Origin of the sequence: Aeromonas sp. 2HA2 (assembly GCF_029237345.1) — a bacterium.
GTDB classification, from domain to species: domain Bacteria; phylum Pseudomonadota; class Gammaproteobacteria; order Enterobacterales; family Aeromonadaceae; genus Aeromonas; species Aeromonas salmonicida.
The window spans coordinates 17,662-36,202 of record NZ_JAACGB010000009.1; the positions used below are offsets into that span (position 1 = coordinate 17,662).

General features: G+C 56.5%; 14 protein-coding genes, 3 tRNA genes and 1 pseudogene. 10 read left to right on the forward strand and 8 right to left on the reverse strand.

The window, feature by feature from the left end:
• Positions 1 to 10: 10 nt before the first annotated feature.
• Positions 11 to 1,243, reverse strand: coding sequence for a cysteine desulfurase-like protein (locus tag GWQ29_RS12965; RefSeq protein ID WP_275919589.1), 1,233 nt, complete (start codon positions 1,241 to 1,243; stop codon positions 11 to 13).
• A 345-nt stretch (positions 1,244 to 1,588) separates the two neighbouring features.
• Here GWQ29_RS12965 and GWQ29_RS12970 point away from each other — a divergent pair.
• From GWQ29_RS12970 to GWQ29_RS12985, 4 genes are all read left to right on the forward strand, one after another.
• Positions 1,589 to 1,673, forward strand: a tRNA-Tyr gene (locus GWQ29_RS12970).
• Between the two features lie 40 nt (positions 1,674 to 1,713).
• Positions 1,714 to 1,798, forward strand: a tRNA-Tyr gene (locus GWQ29_RS12975).
• Positions 1,799 to 1,842: 44 nt separating this feature from the next.
• Positions 1,843 to 1,927 (forward strand) — tRNA-Tyr (locus GWQ29_RS12980).
• A gap of 138 nt (positions 1,928 to 2,065) precedes the next feature.
• Positions 2,066 to 2,341, forward strand: a complete 276-nt coding sequence (locus GWQ29_RS12985) for a hypothetical protein (protein ID WP_059169778.1) — start codon at positions 2,066 to 2,068, stop codon at positions 2,339 to 2,341.
• Here the strand turns inward: GWQ29_RS12985 and GWQ29_RS12990 are convergent.
• Positions 2,317 to 5,766: a transporter substrate-binding domain-containing protein gene (locus GWQ29_RS12990; RefSeq protein ID WP_275919590.1), complete on the reverse strand. Its 3,450-nt coding sequence runs from the start codon at positions 5,764 to 5,766 to the stop codon at positions 2,317 to 2,319. The two genes, GWQ29_RS12985 and GWQ29_RS12990, sit on opposite strands and share 25 nt — an antisense overlap.
• Before the next feature lie 123 nt (positions 5,767 to 5,889).
• Here GWQ29_RS12990 and GWQ29_RS12995 point away from each other — a divergent pair, with 123 nt between their 5' ends.
• Positions 5,890 to 6,528: a response regulator gene (locus GWQ29_RS12995; protein ID WP_275919591.1), complete on the forward strand. Its 639-nt coding sequence runs from the start codon at positions 5,890 to 5,892 to the stop codon at positions 6,526 to 6,528.
• A gap of 5 nt (positions 6,529 to 6,533) precedes the next feature.
• On the opposite strand, the gene GWQ29_RS13000 is transcribed toward GWQ29_RS12995, so the two are convergent.
• The 4 genes from GWQ29_RS13000 to GWQ29_RS13015 form a co-directional block, all read right to left on the reverse strand.
• Positions 6,534 to 7,703, reverse strand: coding sequence for a hypothetical protein (locus GWQ29_RS13000; RefSeq protein ID WP_275919592.1), 1,170 nt, complete (start codon positions 7,701 to 7,703; stop codon positions 6,534 to 6,536).
• On the reverse strand, positions 7,696 to 10,152 hold the full coding sequence (locus GWQ29_RS13005; RefSeq protein WP_275919593.1) for a fimbrial biogenesis outer membrane usher protein: 2,457 nt from the start codon (positions 10,150 to 10,152) through the stop codon (positions 7,696 to 7,698). Before GWQ29_RS13005 ends, GWQ29_RS13000 begins: the two co-directional genes overlap by 8 nt.
• A gap of 67 nt (positions 10,153 to 10,219) precedes the next feature.
• Positions 10,220 to 10,711 carry a CS1 type fimbrial major subunit gene (locus GWQ29_RS13010; RefSeq protein ID WP_033136553.1) on the reverse strand — a complete coding sequence of 164 codons (492 nt, stop codon included), beginning with the start codon at positions 10,709 to 10,711 and terminating at the stop codon, positions 10,220 to 10,222.
• 30 nt (positions 10,712 to 10,741) lie between these two features.
• Positions 10,742 to 11,464 carry a hypothetical protein gene (locus GWQ29_RS13015; RefSeq protein WP_275919594.1) on the reverse strand — a complete coding sequence of 241 codons (723 nt, stop codon included), beginning with the start codon at positions 11,462 to 11,464 and terminating at the stop codon, positions 10,742 to 10,744.
• Positions 11,465 to 11,699: 235 nt separating this feature from the next.
• On the opposite strand from GWQ29_RS13015, the gene GWQ29_RS13020 reads away from it, so the two are divergent.
• The 4 genes and pseudogenes from GWQ29_RS13020 to GWQ29_RS13035 all read left to right on the forward strand — a co-directional run.
• The gene (locus tag GWQ29_RS13020; protein WP_131731300.1) at positions 11,700 to 12,437 is read left to right on the forward strand and encodes an EAL domain-containing protein; all 738 of its coding nucleotides are present in this window, start codon (positions 11,700 to 11,702) and stop codon (positions 12,435 to 12,437) included.
• A 239-nt stretch (positions 12,438 to 12,676) separates the two neighbouring features.
• The gene (gene yegQ, locus GWQ29_RS13025) at positions 12,677 to 14,038 is read left to right on the forward strand and encodes a tRNA 5-hydroxyuridine modification protein YegQ (RefSeq protein WP_021140913.1); all 1,362 of its coding nucleotides are present in this window, start codon (positions 12,677 to 12,679) and stop codon (positions 14,036 to 14,038) included.
• A gap of 1 nt (position 14,039) precedes the next feature.
• Positions 14,040 to 14,288 carry a YfhL family 4Fe-4S dicluster ferredoxin gene (locus tag GWQ29_RS13030; RefSeq protein ID WP_021140912.1) on the forward strand — a complete coding sequence of 83 codons (249 nt, stop codon included), beginning with the start codon at positions 14,040 to 14,042 and terminating at the stop codon, positions 14,286 to 14,288.
• Between the two features lie 15 nt (positions 14,289 to 14,303).
• A pseudogene (locus tag GWQ29_RS13035) lies at positions 14,304 to 14,384 on the forward strand (ferredoxin); the annotation flags it as partial.
• 67 nt (positions 14,385 to 14,451) lie between these two features.
• Here GWQ29_RS13035 and alr read toward each other — a convergent pair.
• Both alr and dnaB read right to left on the reverse strand, forming a co-directional pair.
• A complete protein-coding gene (gene alr, locus GWQ29_RS13040; protein ID WP_275919595.1) occupies positions 14,452 to 15,525 on the reverse strand; it encodes an alanine racemase in 1,074 nt (357 codons plus the stop codon).
• Between the two features lie 173 nt (positions 15,526 to 15,698).
• The gene (dnaB, locus tag GWQ29_RS13045) at positions 15,699 to 17,093 is read right to left on the reverse strand and encodes a replicative DNA helicase (RefSeq protein ID WP_021140911.1); all 1,395 of its coding nucleotides are present in this window, start codon (positions 17,091 to 17,093) and stop codon (positions 15,699 to 15,701) included.
• 437 nt (positions 17,094 to 17,530) lie between these two features.
• Here dnaB and GWQ29_RS13050 point away from each other — a divergent pair, with 437 nt between their 5' ends.
• Positions 17,531 to 18,385, forward strand: a complete 855-nt coding sequence (locus GWQ29_RS13050) for a TIM44-like domain-containing protein (protein ID WP_021140910.1) — start codon at positions 17,531 to 17,533, stop codon at positions 18,383 to 18,385.
• Positions 18,386 to 18,541: the final 156 nt, after the last annotated feature.

Genomic DNA, 18,541 nt, shown 5'->3' on the forward strand with positions numbered 1-18,541 from the left:
CACAACTGTTTCAGGCGGGCATGTCGTCGAGCAGGGCAAACAGCCGGTCGATCTCGGCCGACGTGTTGTAGTGCATGCAACCTATCCGCAAGACCCCCTCGCTCACCCCCAACTGTTCCACCAGCGCCAGCGCATAGAAGTGGCCGGCCCAGCTACAGACCTGATGCTGACCGAGAAATTCCGCCATCTCGACCGGCGTATGGCGGTTAGAGGTGAGGGCGAAGGTGGGGGTGCGCCCCTGGCTGTCATTGATGCCATGCAGGGTAAACCAGGGGCGCTCGGCCAGCTTGGCCAGCAGGTGGGCGCTGAGCTGTTGCTCATGGGCGTGGCTGCGGGCAAATGCCAGATCGAGACGGGCCTCCAGATCATGTTCGGCCGCATCCAGCCCGGAGAGGGAAGCCAGATACCCGATGGTGGCCTCGACTCCGGCCAGCGCTTCCCAGCTCTGGGTGCCGGTTTCCCACTTGCCGGGTGCCACATTCTTCGCAGGCTCCACCTTGTAAGGGGTGAAATGCTCCAGATGGCGGTGCTTGCCATACAGGATACCAAGGTGCGGACCGAAGAACTTGTAGGCGGAGCAGCCGAGAAAGTCACAATCCCAGGCCTGCACGTCGATGCGCTCGTGAGGGGCAAAATGAACAGCGTCCACATAGAGCAGCGCCCCGACCCCGTGCACGGCATCGGCGATGCGAGGGATATCGACCAGAGTACCCGTCGTATTGGAAGCCGCCGTCACCGCGACCAACCGTGTCTTGGGGCACAACAGGCTGAGCAGATGCCCGTAGTCGAGCCCGCCGTTCGCCACATCCACCCGCACCTGATGCACAACAACACCGCGATCAGCCGCCGCCTGCTGCCAGCTTGACACATTGGAGTAGTGATCCAGCCCGCTGACGATGATCTCGTCCCCCACCTGCCACTCCCGTGACAGAGCGCGGCTGACCGCAAACGTCAGGGTGGTGAAGTTGGCGCCAAAGACGATCTCCTCGGCTCTGTCAGCCCCAAGCAGGGTCGCCACTGCCTCTCTGGCTCGCTGCGCCTGCTGCTCCGTGGCTCGGGCCGAGAAAAAAGGCCCCCCCAGATTGGCGTTGAAGCGGCCGAGATAGTCAGTCATGGCGGTGAGCACGGAGTGAGGCACCTGGGCGCCGCCCGGGCCGTCAAAGAAGATGGGGGTCTTGCCATCAACCAGTTGATTGAGGGCGGGAAACTGGCCGCGCAACACGGCAATATCGAGAGGCTGCATAGAAGAGTCCACAGTCCATGTTAACAGTTGAATAACATGGTGAGAGTAAAATGGCGCAGCAGCAATGTCCATCTTTGAACCGGTCAGCCATCACAGTTACATGATGAGGCCATATTTTCAGTATAAAATGCTGGCAAGCTCTCCATGGCATGCTTCTCCATCAAGGCTGGGACGCGCGGGCGACTCGCCGCTTTCATGCCGGTAATCAGCGTAGAAGTCGTTGATAAGGATGAAAAATGAGCGAAAGATATCAAAAAATGACCGACTCGCACTTTTTTGTCGCCAGATATCACCAGAAGGGGTTCACAAAGCTGCCGGATCTGATAGTATGCGCCTCGCACTTGGGGAGGGGTTCCCGAGCGGCCAAAGGGATCAGACTGTAAATCTGACGGCTCTGCCTTCGAAGGTTCGAATCCTTCTCCCTCCACCATTCAAGTGCAAATTGTAGTGACAATCAGGAAATATCCCGTGGAGGGGTTCCCGAGCGGCCAAAGGGATCAGACTGTAAATCTGACGGCTCTGCCTTCGAAGGTTCGAATCCTTCTCCCTCCACCATTTTCCCGATTGCAATGGCTGAATAACCTATGCTTTACCCCTGTGGAGGGGTTCCCGAGCGGCCAAAGGGATCAGACTGTAAATCTGACGGCTCTGCCTTCGAAGGTTCGAATCCTTCTCCCTCCACCATCATTTAGAAGACCCGGCCTGGTGCCGGGTTTTTGCTTTTTAAAATTGCATCCATTTGACACTGTCAGATCTGACAATTGCATCATCCGCTACTTTTAGAAACAGTAGCCTTCATACCTTTCAGGGACATAGCGCGCCATGTTTGAGATTTGGGATGAAACAGGACAAGCAAGCGGCTTGACGCTGCCACAGCTGCAACAGCGGCTGGTCAGCTATCAGGGCGATGTCATGGTGCGCTACACCAACCGCATCGGCCTGCCGACTACGCTATTCCTGACCATAGCCAAGGGTCAGGCCTACCAGCGCTTCAAGGCGAATAAACCCCTGCTCGACTGGTCGTGGCTGGCGCAAGCAGTGCATCCGGATGTCATCCGTGAGCCCCGGTTCTCCTATCTCAGCTCAGTCTCTTCCTGATCCCTCTTCTTGGGGACTGGCAAGCAGCAGAGTAACTCATCGACTATCTGCTGCAACACAGCCCTGAACCCGGCCAATTCGGCCCCACACCGCTCGGCCCCCTCCTTGCGGATCTTCTCCTCCAGATGCCAGGCCTGCTGCGCCAAGTCATCTACCATCATCATGGAGATGGTGCCGGCCTGACGGTGCACCCAGTTAGCCAGCCCCTTGTCGTCGTCATGTACCAAAGCAAGGGATTGTTCCAGCTCCTGGCGAAATAGCGTCATCATCTGGTCAAAAGGCTCTCCAACGCCGAAAAACGTCTGCAGGGATGTCATATCAAGCAGTTTGGGGACGGACAATATGTGCCACTTCATCAATATCTGGCGAAGCCCGTCCAGCAGCACGGGTTTGCCCAGCACATCATTCATGCCTGCCGCCAGGCAGCGCTGCGCCTGCTCCGGCATCACATTGGCCGTCATGGCGATGATGGGGAGCCGCGCCAGTCCCTCGACAGTGCGCACCTGGCGGGTAAAGTCGTAGCCATCCATCACCGGCATCTGGCAATCACACAGGATCAGGTCGTAACTGTGCTGTGCCAGCATGGCGAGCGCCTGCTGGCCATTCTCGGCCAGATCGCACACCAGATTGAGCTGCTTGAGCTGGCGCTGCACCAATACCTGATTAAGATGATGATCCTCGACCACCAGCAGCCGGTATGGCAAAGGCCGGGAAGTTGGCTCCACGGGAATATGGTCGGGCAGCAGTTGCTCACCCCGTCCCAGCTGCCGATAGCACACCTCACGCACCGCTTGCCAGGTCAAGGGATTGCTGTTGAGCCAGTAACGCCCTTCACGCAACTGATAACCCAGCGCATTGCTCAGTGGGGCAACAGAGATGCAGGGCTCAGAGAGATCCGCCCCATCGGCAAATAGCAAGTCGACCCCCTGCCGTTCATCGCTTGTCTGCACGCCCAACGACAGCAGGTGCAGGCGCAAGGTATGGCGCAGCTTGCCATCCTCCAGTGCCATAAAGGCACGCAACCCCATGAGGGTGGAGTCATATTCACGACGCTGCTCAAGGGGCAAGGTGACCGAGAGCCCGATGAAAGTCCCAAGCCCGGGCGCGCTTTCCAGCCTGAGCTCTCCCCCCATCAATTCGGCCAGGGTATGACTGATGCTAAGACCAAGCCCGGTCCCGCCATAACTGCGGGTGGTGGCGCCATCTGCCTGCTCAAAGGCGTTGAAAATACGGGCCTGCGCCTCGGTACTCATGCCGATGCCGGTATCCTGCACCCCGATCAGCAACCGCTGCTCCCCGTCTGTTTGCGCCTCCAGCTTGATGGAGAGTTCGATAAAGCCGCGCTCGGTGAACTTGATGGCATTGCTGACCAGGTTGAACAACACCTGCTTGAGTCGCAGCACATCCCCAGTGAAGCGGGCGCCCACCTCATCATCGACACGCAGGTAACACTGCAGCCCCTTGCGTTGTACCTCAGTGCTGATCATGGTCAGCACACTGTCGATCAATTCGCGCAGTAAAAAAGAGCTCGGCGCCAGCGCCATCTTGCCCACATCCAGCTTGGAGTAATCCAGCACATTGCCGATCAGTTGCAACAGTCCCTCGGCCCCCTGGTTGATGATGGCAACCATCTGCCGCTGCTCCAGGTCGAGCGACGTAAAACTTAGCTGCTCCGCCATGCCGACGATGCTGTTCATGGGGGTACGGATCTCATGGCTCATGGTGGCCAAAAATTCAGCCTTCTTGCTGGCCGCATGCTCGGCGATCTCCTTGGCCCGCGCCAGAGCCTCCTCCACCTGACGGCGGTGCAGGATCTCCTGGCGCAAACGCCAGTAGGCGATGGAGAGTGCGAGAATAAACAAGGTGACACCCGTGCCAACGGGGATCAGGGTTTGTATCAGCTTTTGCCACGGGATCCCTTCGCTGTAGTTCACCGCCAGCCAGGTATTGCGGATCTGCTGCTTCTCCTTGTCACTCATGCTGACAAGGACCCGATTGATCAGCGGCAGCAGGGGAGCATAGATGTCACGCACTGCAACAGCCAGTTCATCCTTGAAGGGGGTGGGCGCCACTATATGCAGGCTATCGTCGAACTGCTTATTGATAAGGCGCGACACTACCACCAGATTGCCTATATAAGCATCCCCTGACCCTGCGGCTACCATGGCCAGACCGGCTTCAGGGCCCGAGACTACGCTAACCCTGATATCGGGAATGCGATTCTTTAGCTCGGCAACGAGCATGCTGTCGGTCACGATCAGATGCTTGCCTGCCAGTTCGGCAAGGCCGCCCACTGTACTGTTGCCACGGGCCATGGCGATGATCACTGGGAAGGCGGTAATGGGCTGACTTATTTCCCAACCAACCATGCGTTGGCTGATACGGGTTGGAATAATGGTCAAGTCCACCTCCTGATGCAGCAATGCCTGCAGCAGCTCGGGCCAACGTTGATCAGTGCGGTAGCGATAGGCTAGACCCAGCTTTTCCTTGAACAGCGCAAGATAGTCACCGATAAGACCGCTCACCTTGCCACTGTTATCCGTGTAAGAAAAAGGCTCCCAGCTCTGAATAAAACCTAATTGCAACGGAGGAAGTCGAGAGAGCCACTCACGCTCATCGGGCCGCAGCAAAAAAGCGCTATGCCCCAAGAAACTCAGGCTGTTATCCCCCAACCAGCGCTGCTCCAGAACACTGCGATCTTCCACACTCAATGCCTGAATAGCAGTGTCAAACCGGACCCCCAGCCTGGGCTTCCGCTTGCTGATCCCCAGATGCAAGCTCTCCATCAGCAAAGGGGACTGGGCCACCACTGCCAATTCGGGGTGCCGGGCAATAAATTGATTGGCAACATGCAGGTTGCCAATATAGGCATCGGCCTGCTTGTCAAGCACAGCCTGCATGGCAGAACTGGAGTCCTGAAACAGAATACGAGAGACATCGGGATAATGGAGACGGACCAACTTTTCGGTCAGAAAACCGGCTTCAATAGCAATCCTGGATTGACTTAAGGCACTGACATCCTGAAAAAAAGAGGTGTCATGGCGTACCACGACCACAGTCGGTGACGAATAATAAGGGCGTGTGTATGAAATACATTCCCGTTCTTCCGAGCGAAAGGCATCCAGTAAAATATCGACTTCACCTTTGCAACTGGCCGCATATAACCGGTTCCAGTCGGGGTATGCTTTCCACTCAATCTGGTAGTCAAGGTTCTTGGCCAAGATGGTCATCAATTCGGCGCTAAAGCCGCTGCCATTATGGCCATCCCACTGTTGATACGGCCCCCAGCCGCCCACCAACAACCCGACTTTGATAGTGGGTAAGGCGACTTTGCTTTCAGCAAGAAGAGGTTGACTTAATATACTGATATTAAATACCAATATGACGACCATGCATCGAAATATCACCACGAGAGGACACCTCATCGTGACAACCCAGAAGGAAATGACATCATATTAACGCTCGAAAAAATGCGGTGCGCAAAGTAGTATAGAAATGAGATGTTTGATAGTTTAAATATTATTCGCTGTTTTATATGGGGCTCACCTATGTCTTTCAAGATCATTCTTGCCGACGACCACCCACTCATACTGACCGGGATCCGCAGCCTTATTGCACATAACCAACCTGGTTGCGAGATTGTTGCCGAGGCGCATCAAGTCTCCGAACTATTAAACACATTGCAGCAACATAGCTGTGATCTGTTGATCACCGATTTCAGCATGCCAGGGGATGAGCGCAGCGATGGCTTGACCATGATCCAGCAATTGAAACGAGATTATCCCACCCTGCCTATTATCGTGCTGACCCAGATCCATAATGCCGGTATCTTGCAGTCGCTGCTCCAGCTAGGAGTGAGCGGTGTCCTGCTCAAAAAAGCAGTGATCAGTGAATTGTCCGATGCCATCCGCCAGATATTATCCGGCCACAGCTATATCGGCAGTTCGGTGAAAACCCTACTGGCCGAAGCCGGGCTGGATCATCACACCACCTCGATTCAACTCACCCCCAAGGAGAGCGAAGTTGTGCGTTTATTGGCCAGCGGCATGTCCGTCACCCAGGTGGCCGAGTACCTGCATCGCAGCGTCAAGACCATCAGCACCCAGAAAAAGAGCGCCATGTTGAGATTGGGCATTACCAGTGACAGTGGCCTGTTTTTTTATGCTAATAAGCACGGTCTTTGTTAAATACTTCAGTTATAAACAGGCTCTATCATAGCATCCATGATGATAGTTACATTTCCTTTATATGTACTCCCAGGATAATTCATCATATTCTTCACTTTATCTTTATCAATTTTAAAAGAGAATAACCCATTGGAGATTGGTTCATTTTTTTCAAAATTTTTCTTCACTGTCGGACTCAATAACACATTGCCTTTTGCACTCTTTTTATAAATAGACATAGAGACCAAACTGGCATTTTTGTCACTCTTTATCTGACACGAGTCATCGACAGTGCTCAGGTATTGACACTCCAGCTTAATCCAGTATGGAATACTGCTCGTAATCTGAACAGGCATCACTCCGCTTAAAGACGGCGTTTTATCTCCATGGCGCCATCCTCCATCAGGCTGTAAAATAACTTTACTTCCAGTAGGAGGAAAAACAACTTTCAGATGATTTCTAACCACTAATGAAAATTCTAAGTCAACAACTGTTGGAGAGCGGTACGTTGAGCTGGTAAAATCAATATCCTTAGTTGATCCAACACTTAAACTTAGTCTTCCTTTATACGTTCCATTACTAATGGAACCGATATTGACTGGCATAAGTTTATACCCAATATAAAATTTCCTTATTTTCCCAACATGAGGAGCTGGATATTGAGACCATAGGGAAAAATCACGACTAAAGCATACACCGCCTCTTTTCTGAGCACTTGCGTCAATTGCATAAAAAAGAGTATCTGTTCTATCCCCTTCAAGTGATAAAATGTAATCAACAAGTTTGCAATTTGAGTTTACATCTGCAGCTGCAGTTTCATTATTTATAAAATAAAATCGATTATCAATACTATACCCAGTATGGGTCATAGAAAACTGCATGGTTACGGGAAGGCCATTCTCATTGAATAACTGAACTGTTTTTTCACCGGGAAAACTGTGATAAAAAATACGTTCCCACCAAGTTCCCTGCTTTGCTAAAGGCCGATCGATATCTGAATCAATTGCAATGACTCGGGAGAGATTGTCATTGCAAAATACAGACAATGGTAGTGGTTTGCATGGATCAGTGATTCTGAACTCATTCTCACCCGGATTTTTTAACGACTGCGCATACTCAGCATTTACTTTTATGACTACAGCCTGTGCGAAGGAAAATGGCATTAACACTGCTATCAAACAAATAAATTTAATCATGGTTTAACGAGCTCAATATGGTTTCAGGCTGTTGGCAGGATAGATCACCCAGCAGAATCACTTCTTGTTGCGAAGGCTTTTTCTCGATGTTAACCGGCAGCTCACATTTCAATAACCCATCCATCTCCATTCTCAGCATGGGATTATGCTCGCTCATCTCCACCGCAAAGAAGCCATCGGCCTCGCTGACGGTGCGGCCCGCATGGTTGACCACCATGGCCCCCTTCAGTGGCGTCCCCTGCCCATCCAGCAGGCGGCCTATCACTGTCACTGTCTTCATCACCCGGACCTGGTGATAGGCCACGCCGCCCTTGTTGAGGTGATAGGGCAAGACGTTGGGACGAATGGTCATGGAAGGGGCATTCTGCCAGGCCATATCCAGCTGCACGGCACCACTGCGATAGGCGGTGACGGGCACCAGATTACGACCTGGCCGCAACTTGATATTGCCCCCCTGATCGTCATCGGCGCGCAGGGTCAGCTCGGGTATATCGGACTCCACATCCACTATCATGCCCGCCTCGTGTCCTTGTGACTGGCCTGTCATGATCAGGCGGCCCTCATCGCCAAACGCCAGAGTACTGTCAAGGTTGATCCCCCCGCTCAGGGCCCGGTTATAGGAAGACGACTGCAGGTGAGCGTCACCGCTGACCAAGGCCCCCTGAAACCTGGCGTAGCCCGCCGTGCCGACACCGTAGCTGTCGGTGGTCAGGTTGGCCCCCACACTCTGCAGGGCACCCCACTCCAGCAACTGCTGGTAACTGAGGGAGGCATTGCGCTCCTGCCCGCCGGAGCGGGAGGTCCGGCTGCCGATGCCGATGGCCAGCAGGCTGCGGTCTCCCCCCAGGTTCATGCTCAGGGAGAGCATGCCCCCCCTGTCCCTCGCATTATCGGTACTGATGCTGCCCGGGCGGTCAAACACCGTCAGGTTCCAGCTCACCGTCTGGCCAAGCAGATCACCGTTGTAGCGCCAGCCCAGATCGGCCCCCAGCCCGCGCCCCACCTGATGAGCCAGATAGAGGTTGGCGGAGTGGCGCTCATCGAGCCGCTGCTGCAACGACAGGTTGCTCTGCTTGAGGTCGCGGCTCTCCCCGGCGGCTTGCCCCTGCTGGCGCTGCTGCTGATGGCTCAGCACCAGACTGCCCTCGCCATAGTGATACAAGGCCTGCATATCGAAACCGCTGCCCAGCGCCTGTGTCGCCATCAGGTTGCCAAACAGCCGCCACTGATCATTCAGGCTCCAGTCGGCCGAGAGGCCATGCTGCCAGCGCTGGTCGATATACTGGCTGGAAGCCCCGACGATCACCGAGGCGGTGAGCAGATGGTTGAGCATGACGCCGCTGCTCAGGGGCCGGACCGTCTCCTCTTCCCAGTTGCTGAACAAGCGGGTCTGCTGGCCCACAAACAGGTTGAAGCGCCAGCTTTCATCCGGGTTTTGCCAGTTCATCGGCTTGTAGATCATCTCTCTGCGCCGCTCGGTCACCTGACCATCTTCCAGCACCCGCAACTCCACCTCGTAGATGCCGGCGGGCAGCACCTTGGTGTCGAGGGCCTGCAAGCCCGAGATCACCTGCTGCGAGTTGATGAGCTGCCCGTCCCGATAGATCTCCACCATGCCGGGCCGGCTCGGAGTGACATAGAGCGGCGTCGTACTGGCCTGGCCCTGCTCTATCAGCAGGGTGTCAGAGTCCCCCAGCATGACCCCCAGCACGGTCGGGGTTCCGCCGCCAAACAGGGTGGGTTGGCGTACCAACCCCTGGGCATAGGGCGAGAAGTAGCCCAGCCGGTAGAAACGCCCCTCTCCCTCACGCTCGGCATAAAGTTGCTGCACATGGTGCTGCGCCGCCTGCCCGTTGCCGGACTGACTCACTTCCCCCTCCAGCAGCGGGGTCCACTGGCCTATGCTGCCCTGGGCCATCAGGTTGTAACGGCCACTGCGCTGCTCCCCTTCCCCCTGGGTCAGGTTCAACTGGTGGCGCAGCAGGGCGCCATAGCTGCCGGTTGTGGGCAGACTGTAATAGCGGCTAGCGTGCAGTCCCTTTTCGGCACCCGCCGTCAGCACGGACAACTGGGAGTTTTCCAGACTGTACTCCAGCGCCAACACCTGGTCAGCGCACCGATTCTGGCAAGGGCCCAGCAGATGAGGCTCACTCAACACCTCGCTCCAGCGCTGGCGGTCCCGTTCTTCCAGCTCGCTCTCGTGGCTGTCGGTCAGGGCCAGCAGTTGCACGCTGGTGTCTTTGCCCAGCACTATCTCGCCTTCCCCCAACAGTTGCCCATCCACCAGGATGCGCACCGCCAGCGGGACGCCGAAGAAGTGATCGGCAAAACCATCAGGCAAATCTTTCGCTTGCTGCAGCAGATCAAGGGGTTGTGTGGTTCGCCCTCCCGTGGCCCAGGCAGGTACGCACAACACAACCAGGATCAGCAGGAAAGAGAAATACGGCACGACCTGTCTCACTCTTCTAAACGCAGACGAAAAGGCTCCCCGTGACGGGGAGCCTCCACCAATCGGCTTATGCACCGCCTTTGGGGGCTTCCGATTCAAATATCATGTTCACCACCCCCTGGTAGTTGCCTGGCTTGTAGCCGGCGACCGGGGCATCCGCCGGGATCACTTCCAACCCCAGCAATTTGCCGGTCTTGGCATCATCGGCCTTCATTACTTCCGCCGAGGTGGTCCCCAGAGTGACGCCACCAATCTTGACGGTCAGGGGGATGTTGTCATTGCCGCTGGCCATCACGGCCGGGTTGGTCAGATAACCTGTGATGGCACCTACGGTGCTCTTGGCATCCAGCTGCTTGCTCAGCTTGTCCAGTTTCTTGGTATAAGGGTTGTAGGCCAGCTTCTGCGGCGTACTCATCCAGTTGTCCCCGCCGGTCGGCTGTACATAGAAAGCCTCGGTCGGGATCTGGGCAGTCACAGTGACCTGATGCTCAATACGTTCCGCCGCCATCAAGTTGGCCGATACCAGCATTGCCAGAGGCGCAGCTATCCATACTTTCATCACTCTCTCCTCTCTCGGATATAAGAAACATCAGTGACCAATCACCATGCTTCTGCTCTTGTCACCCTCAATCAGTTCAAACCGATAAAGGTGATCGCTCTTTTTCATCAATTGCTTTTTCATATTCGGCAATAGATGAATTTTTCCGGGTGTTGAACAGTTTTTTCCCCGTCCATCACACTCCTCAAAAAAATCCAGCACTATGGTGACATTGCCTTTATTCACGACAGTGGTCATGGTATCGGTCTTGATCAACTGGGTATCAAAGCGACTCTCTTTTGGCATCACAAAAATAATGGCGCCGAAACCGGTCAATATATTGACCCCGGCCGAGACTTGCTGTTGATTCTCCTGAACCATATTGGCATCCAGATCGAACCCGTCCTCCTGTTTTGGCAACACAGGAATAAAACGGACTCTGAAGTAACGCTCCTTGTCCCGTTCCCCCATATACAACAGCCGTGTTGCCTGCACCCCGTTGGCCGGAATAATCATGCGTGATGGGCTGGCAATCAGCGCCCGGCGTCCCTCTGTCAGCTCAGGTGACTCATGGGGTTGGCCGGCCTCATCATAAGTTATTTCGTGAATCGCCACCTTGACAAAGGCGGTAGCGTCACCCTGATTTCGAATGCGTTTTAAATAGGTGCTTTGCTGGCCTGACATATAGTCATAAAGCGTCCCTATGCTGATCTCAGCCGATGCAAACAGGTTACCGCTGAACATCAGCAGCAGGATGAGATATATTCTTTTCATTTTTATTCCAGACTGGTTTTCACATGCCGACGTTCATTTAATAAATGCCATTTATTAAAAACGGAGTCAGTTGCATATCGCTGGAGCCAGTCTAGGTAGAATGACGGGGGAAGTTAATCAGAATAGTCCTATATTGACTACGCAAAATCACGCCAATTATCAGACTATTCCTACGGTGTTTTGATCTTTCCCTCCTGTATTATGCGCAGCCATATCCGTCTATCAGGTGAGTGCCATGTTTGCGTTCAAAGAAGAGTATCCGATGAGTGACATGGCAACCGTGGCGGTGGCCGAGGTGGCTGTGCCCTTTTATCAGCCGATCATAGGTCGCGACCGTCAGGTCAAGGGTTATGAAGTTCTGGCCCGACGTTGGGATCCACAACGTCAGAGCTATCAGGGCATCGACTTTCTCTCCCTCAGCCAGGATGAGTCCCTGCATGTGGATATCGTCATGCTCAGGGCCATCATGCGCGATCTGCCTACCCTGGCGAAGAGCGGGCCCTATGCCCTCTCCATCAACCTCAACCCCATGCTGTGCAGCCCGACCTATCAGAATCTCTTGCTGCTGGTGCTGCTCCAGGCGAGCAAGGCAGGGATCGAGATCTGGTTCGAGGTGCTTGAACACGCGCCACTGCACAGCCAGCACAGAGCCTTGATCGAAGTGCTGCGGGATCATGGCGCCCATATCGCCTGCGATGATTTCGGCACTCTGGAATGCAACTTCCAGCGGGTGATGGCGCTGCCCTACGAGATCATCAAGCTGGATCGCTCCCTGTTGCTGCAGGCGGCGCGCACGCCCCATGCCCTCAAGATGTTGACCGGTCTGGTGGAATACCTGCAGCGACTCGGCATGAAGGTGGTGTGTGAAGGGGTGGAAACCCTGACCCATATCGAGGTCGCCAACCGACTCGGCTGCGATTATCAGCAGGGCTACGCCTACGCCATGCCCTCCCCCCTCTCCCGCTGGGCCTGATCGGACCCACAGATTCATTGCGACTCGCACTGGCATCAGCTACCTGCCAAATTGCATGATGGCGTGGGGGCGAGTACAATCTCGCACCCCGTATATCAGGTGCATCCCCTGTGATCCTGCATAATGATGTACGCCATCGGGTAGTTGTGGCGCGAGCGCCGTCTCGCACCACGGCTCAACCAATCCGGCGCCATCAGGTGGCGTCGTCCTGATTTGCAATCAGATACTAAGAGTCCAACATGTTCAGACCAGAATTGCTCTCCCCCGCCGGGACCCTCAAGAATATGCGTTACGCCTATGCCTATGGCGCCGACGCCGTCTATGCGGGCCAGCCACGCTACAGCCTGCGGGTGCGCAACAACGAATTCGATCACGAGAATCTGCAGCTCGGCATCAACGAGGCCCACGCATTGGGCAAGCAGTTCTATGTGGTGGCCAACATCCAGCCCCACAACTCCAAGCTCAAGACCTTCATCCGCGACATGCGTCCCGTGGTGGAGATGAAGCCGGATGCGCTGATCATGTCAGATCCGGGCCTCATCATGATGATGCGCGAAGCCTTCCCGGAGATGCCCATTCACCTCTCGGTGCAGGCCAACGCGGTCAACTGGGCGACGGTGAAGTTTTGGCATCAGATGGGCCTGACCCGTGCCATCCTGTCGCGCGAGCTGTCGCTGGACGAGATCGAAGAGATCCGCATGCAGGTGCCGGAGATGGAGCTGGAAGTCTTCGTCCACGGTGCCCTCTGCATGGCCTACTCAGGCCGCTGTCTGCTGTCCGGTTACATCAACAAACGCGACCCCAACCAGGGCACCTGCACCAACTCCTGCCGCTGGGAGTACAAGGTGCACGAGGGCAAGGAAGATGACGTGGGCCAGATAGTCCACCGCCAGGAGCCCATCGCAGTGCGCCCGGACAACACCCTGGGGCTCGGCAAGCCGAGCGATGCGCTGGTGCTGCTGGAAGAGTCCAACCGTCCCGGTGAATACATGACGGCGTTCGAGGACGAGCACGGCACCTACATCATGAATTCCAAGGACCTGCGCGCCGTCGAGCACGTCGAGCGCCTGACCAAGATGGGCGTGCATTCGCTCAAAATTGAAGGCCGTACCAAATCCTTCTACTACTGCGCCCGCACCGCCCAGGTCTATCGCAAGGCCATTGACGACGCAGTCGCCGGTCGTCCGTTCGATCCGACCCTGATGGGCACCCTCGAGAATCTGGCCCACCGTGGCTACACCGAGGGCTTCCTGCGCCGTCACAACCACAGCGAGTACCAGAACTACGATTACGGCTACTCGGTTTCCGACACCCAGCAGTTCGTCGGCGAGATCACCGGTCGCCAGGGCGACATGGTGGAAGTGGAAGTGAAGAACAAGTTCCTGGTGGGCAACAGCCTGGAGCTGATGACGCCGCAGGGCAACGTCAGCTTCAATCTGGAGCAGATGCAGAACCGCAAGGGCGAGCTCATCGACACGGCGCCGGGCAACGGCCACGTTGTCTATGTGCCCGTCCCCAAAGAGATCGACATCAACTACGGCATATTGCTGCGCAACCTCGGCGATCGCCAGGACACCCGTCAGCCGCACTCGGCGGCCTGATATGTCTCTGCTCATCACCGACAAGTGCATCAACTGCGACATGTGCGATCCCGAGTGTCCGAACCAGGCCATCAGTCTGGGTGAGGAGATCTACGAGATAGACCCCAGTCGCTGCACCGAGTGCGTCGGTCACTATGAGAAGCCGACCTGTATCAGCGTCTGCCCCATCGATTGCATCATCTGGGATCCCGCCCATGTGGAGACAGAGGAGCAATTGCTGGAGAAGTTTGTAAGGATGCACCGGCAGTAGCGTCTGCGTCTCACAGACTGCATCATCCGGGATCCCGCCCACGTGGAAACCGAAGATCAGTTGCTGGAGAAGTTTGTCAGGATGCACAGGCAGTAAAACTCCTGCAGACAGTCGTAATAAAGCCCCGCATGCGGGGCTTTATTACGTTTGGTGCTGGCCGAGCCTAGACGTATTCCATGAAGACCCGGGAAGTAAGCTTGGTGATGAGCTCGTAGGGGATGGTGCCAATCTCGTCGGCGACCCGTTCCACCGGCAGCCCCTCACCCCAGAGCACGGCTTCGTCACCGGACTTGTCGGTAGCGCCCGGCCCCAGATCCACTGTGGTCATGTCCATGGAAACGCGGCCCACCAGCGGCACTATGCGGCCATTGACCAGCACTGAGGTGCCGTTGGGCGCCATGCGCGGATAGCCATCGCCGTAGCCGATGGCGATGACGCCGAGCCGGGTATCCCGGTCCGACACCCAGTTTGCGCCATAGCCCACCGGCTCGCCCGCCTTGTGATCTCGCACCGCAATGAGCTGGGTCTTGAGGGTCATCACAGGCTGCAAGTCGTAATCCTCCGCCACCGTATTGGGGAAGGGGGATACGCCGTACAGGATGACGCCGGGGCGCACCCAGTCGCAGTGGGAGTCTGGCCAGGCCAGAATACCCGCCGAGTTCGCCATGGCCCGCTCGCCCAGGAGCGGTGCCGTGAGGCGACTGAACAAGTCGATCTGTTCGCGGGTGGCCGATTGTTCAAGTTCATCTGAGCGGCTGAAGTGGGTCATGATGTTGAACGGCTGCACCACGTTCTTGCACTTGGCGAGACGCGCGATAAAGGCGGGCATCTCATCGCTGCGCACCCCGAGCCGGTGCATGCCGGTGTCGAGCTTGAGCCAGGCCACCACGGGAGCCGGCAGTTCGGCCTGCTCCAGCGCTTCGAGCTGCTCCCAGGTGTGCACCGCCGTTTGCAAATTGTTGGCCGCCAGCACTGGCAGATCGGCGCTCGAGAAGAAGCCTTCCAGCAGCACTATGGGTTTGACCACGGCGCAGGAACGCAGCATCAGCGCCTCTTCGATGCGGGCCACTGCGTAGGCATCCGCATCCACCAGGGTACGGGCGACCGGCAGCAGGCCATGACCATAGGCGTTGGCCTTGACCACGGCGATGATCTTGCAATCGGGGGCGTGCCGTTTGACCACGGCGAGGTTGTGGCGCAGGGCCGCTGTATTGATTTGGGCAATAGCCGCTTTCATCTGTTTTCCCTTACGAGGGCATGATGGCGCGTGAATGCACCAGGCACCGTGTGGTGTCAGCCCTTAATTGTCATCATCGAAGGCCGGACCGGCATAATTGTCGAACCGGGAAAACTGTGTCCTAGATCTGGGGGGACCCAGGCACCGATATGGGTGCGCAGACCGACCCCTGCTTAGTAATCATCATCAAACGCCGGACCGGCGTAATTATCGAACCGGGAGAACTGCCCCTGGAAAGTGAGTCGCACTCTTCCGATGGGGCCATTACGCTGCTTGCCGATGATGATCTCGGCAATCCCCTTGTCGGGACTGTCATCGTGATACACCTCATCACGGTAGATAAACATGATCAAATCCGCATCCTGCTCGATGGAGCCGGACTCCCGCAGATCCGAGTTGACCGGGCGCTTGTCCGCACGCTGTTCCAGGCTTCGGTTTAGCTGGGAGAGCGCCACCACAGGGCACTGCAACTCTTTTGCCAGCGCCTTGAGGGAGCGGGAGATTTCACCTATCTCCAGGGTCCGGTTGTCGGAGAGCGCGGGCACTCGCATCAGCTGCAGGTAGTCGATCATGATCATGGAGAGGCCGCCGTGCTCACGGGCGATACGGCGCGCGCGGGAGCGCACGTCGGTCGGGGTGAGGCCGGAGGCGTCATCGATATACATCTTGCCCTTCTCGAGCAGCAATCCCATGGTGGAGGAGAGGCGTGCCCAATCCTCGTCGTCAAGCTGACCGGTACGCACCTTGGTCTGGTCGATGCGCCCGACCGAGGCGAGCATACGCATGATGATCTGCTCGGAGGGCATCTCCAGCGAGAAGATGAGTACCGGTTTCTCGGCGGTGAGTGCCGCGTGCTCGCACAGGTTCATGGCAAAGGTGGTCTTGCCCATGGAGGGACGGGCCGCCACGATAATCAGATCCGAGCGCTGCAGACCGGCGGTCATCTTGTCCAGATCCCCATAACCGCTCGACACCCCGGTCACCCCGTTGTGGGGGGTCTTGAACAGCTCTTCAATCTTGTCGACCGTCTGCTCGAGGATCAGCTTGAGCGGCTGCGGCCCCTCGTTGGCACTGGTACGCTGTTCGGCGATCTGGAACACCTTGCTCTCGGCCAGATCGAGCAGATCGCCCGAGGTGCGCCCCTGCGGCTCGTAGCCTGCTTCGACTATCTCGTTGGCGACCGAGATCATCTCCCGCACGACCGCCCGCTCACGCACTATCTCGGCGTAGGCATTGATGTTGGCGGCACTCGGGGTGTTCTTGGCGATCTCCACCAGATAGGCGAAACCACCGGACTCCTCCAGCTGCTCCGAGCGCTCCAGCTCCTCTTGCAGCGTGATGAGATCGATAGGATTGCCCGCATTGGAGAGGCGGGTCATAGCCTGGAAGATCAGCCGGTGAGGGCGGCTGTAGAAATCCTTGTCGATCACCCGTTCGGCAACCCGATCCCAGGCCTCGTTATCCAGCATCAGGCCGCCCAGTACGGACTGTTCGGCCTCAAAAGAGTGGGGAGGAACTTTCAGCTGTTGTGTCTTGGCGTCTTTTTTCGCCGTCACTTGCTCTGCCATACACATAAAAACCGCAGCGGGAAGGGGACGGGAATTTTACAAAAGAAACCCCGCCATCGCGAGTGCTAATGCACGCTATTCACTTCTGTCTGACACAAGCGCCCTCCTGATGGTCAATGGCGCCGCTTGCTGATGAAATATGCCGCTGTCTCATACCATGATGAAGGGCCAGACCAGGGTCTGATCCTGCTGCTTGGCTCTCGTTTTGTTGCGCAGCTTGCGCTCCTTGCGGCTCGGTCGTCGATTTTTCATTGCCATTCTCTCCTCTGATTGCCCCGGAATGGGGTGTAATCTGTTCATGAATAATTCATGCCAACGATGTTAATCATAGCCGCAAGCTGCACTACAACGAGGGACAGGCAGCCTGTCATGCACCTCGCTGAGCTTGCTAAAGCAGACCATGTCCCCATCCACTGATGAGAGTGAAAAGAGTCAAAATGAAAAAGATGCTGACCCTGTTTGCCGTGATCCTGGCCATTGGCCTGGGGGCACCCATTGCCGAGGCCAAGAAATTTGGCGGCGGTAAATCCTTTGGCAAGAGCTACAAAACAGCTCCGGCTCAACCGGCGGCCAAACCCGTCGACACCAAGAACCCGGCGGTCGGGGCTCAGGCCGCACCGAAGAAAGGCGGCATGATGGGCGGCCTGCTCGGCGGCCTGCTGGCCGGTGGTCTGTTCGCTTACCTGCTGGGTAGCGGCGCCTTCGAAGGTCTGCAAGGCATGGACATGCTGCTGATCGCGCTGCTGGCGTTGGGCGCCGTCTTCCTGTTCCGCGCCATGCGCAAGAGCAAGGCCCCCTCGCCTCAACCACAGACGGCCTACGCCGGCTATCAGCCGCCATCGGCTGCGCCGCAGCAGTTCGAACAGAGCAGCAGTGCGCCGCAAGCGACCGGCTTTGCCGACAGCGACGTGCCGTTCCGTCTGCCGCCAGGTTTTGACATGAACAGTTTCCTGTCCGGTGCACGCGATCACTATCGCACTCTGCAAGAAGCCTGGAACGCAAACGACTTGGAAAAAGTGCGTGAGTATGTGAGCCCTGAGTTGTTCGAACAGCTCAAAGCCGAACGCGCAGAGCTGACCGGCGAGCAGCATACCGAAGTCATGTATGTGGATACCCAGCTGGTGCGTGCCGACTACGGCAGCGACTGGGCCCAGGTCAGCGTACGCTTCAGCGGCCGTTACATGGACCGTCAGGAGCAGGTCGAGGAAGACATCAAAGAGGTGTGGCACCTCGAGCGTAACCTGGCCAAGGACAATGCACCCTGGCACATTGTCGGTATCGAGCAGCTGTAAACGCTCTTTATCCTGCGAAGACTACAGAGGCGGCCCAAGGCCGCCTCTGTTATTTTTAACTCCCTGCGTGCCCTCTCCAACCCCCTCCCCTGCAAGTCCAGCCACAGCCCCTCAATATGGTCGCTATGAGAATGGTTCGTGATTGTGTAGTATGAC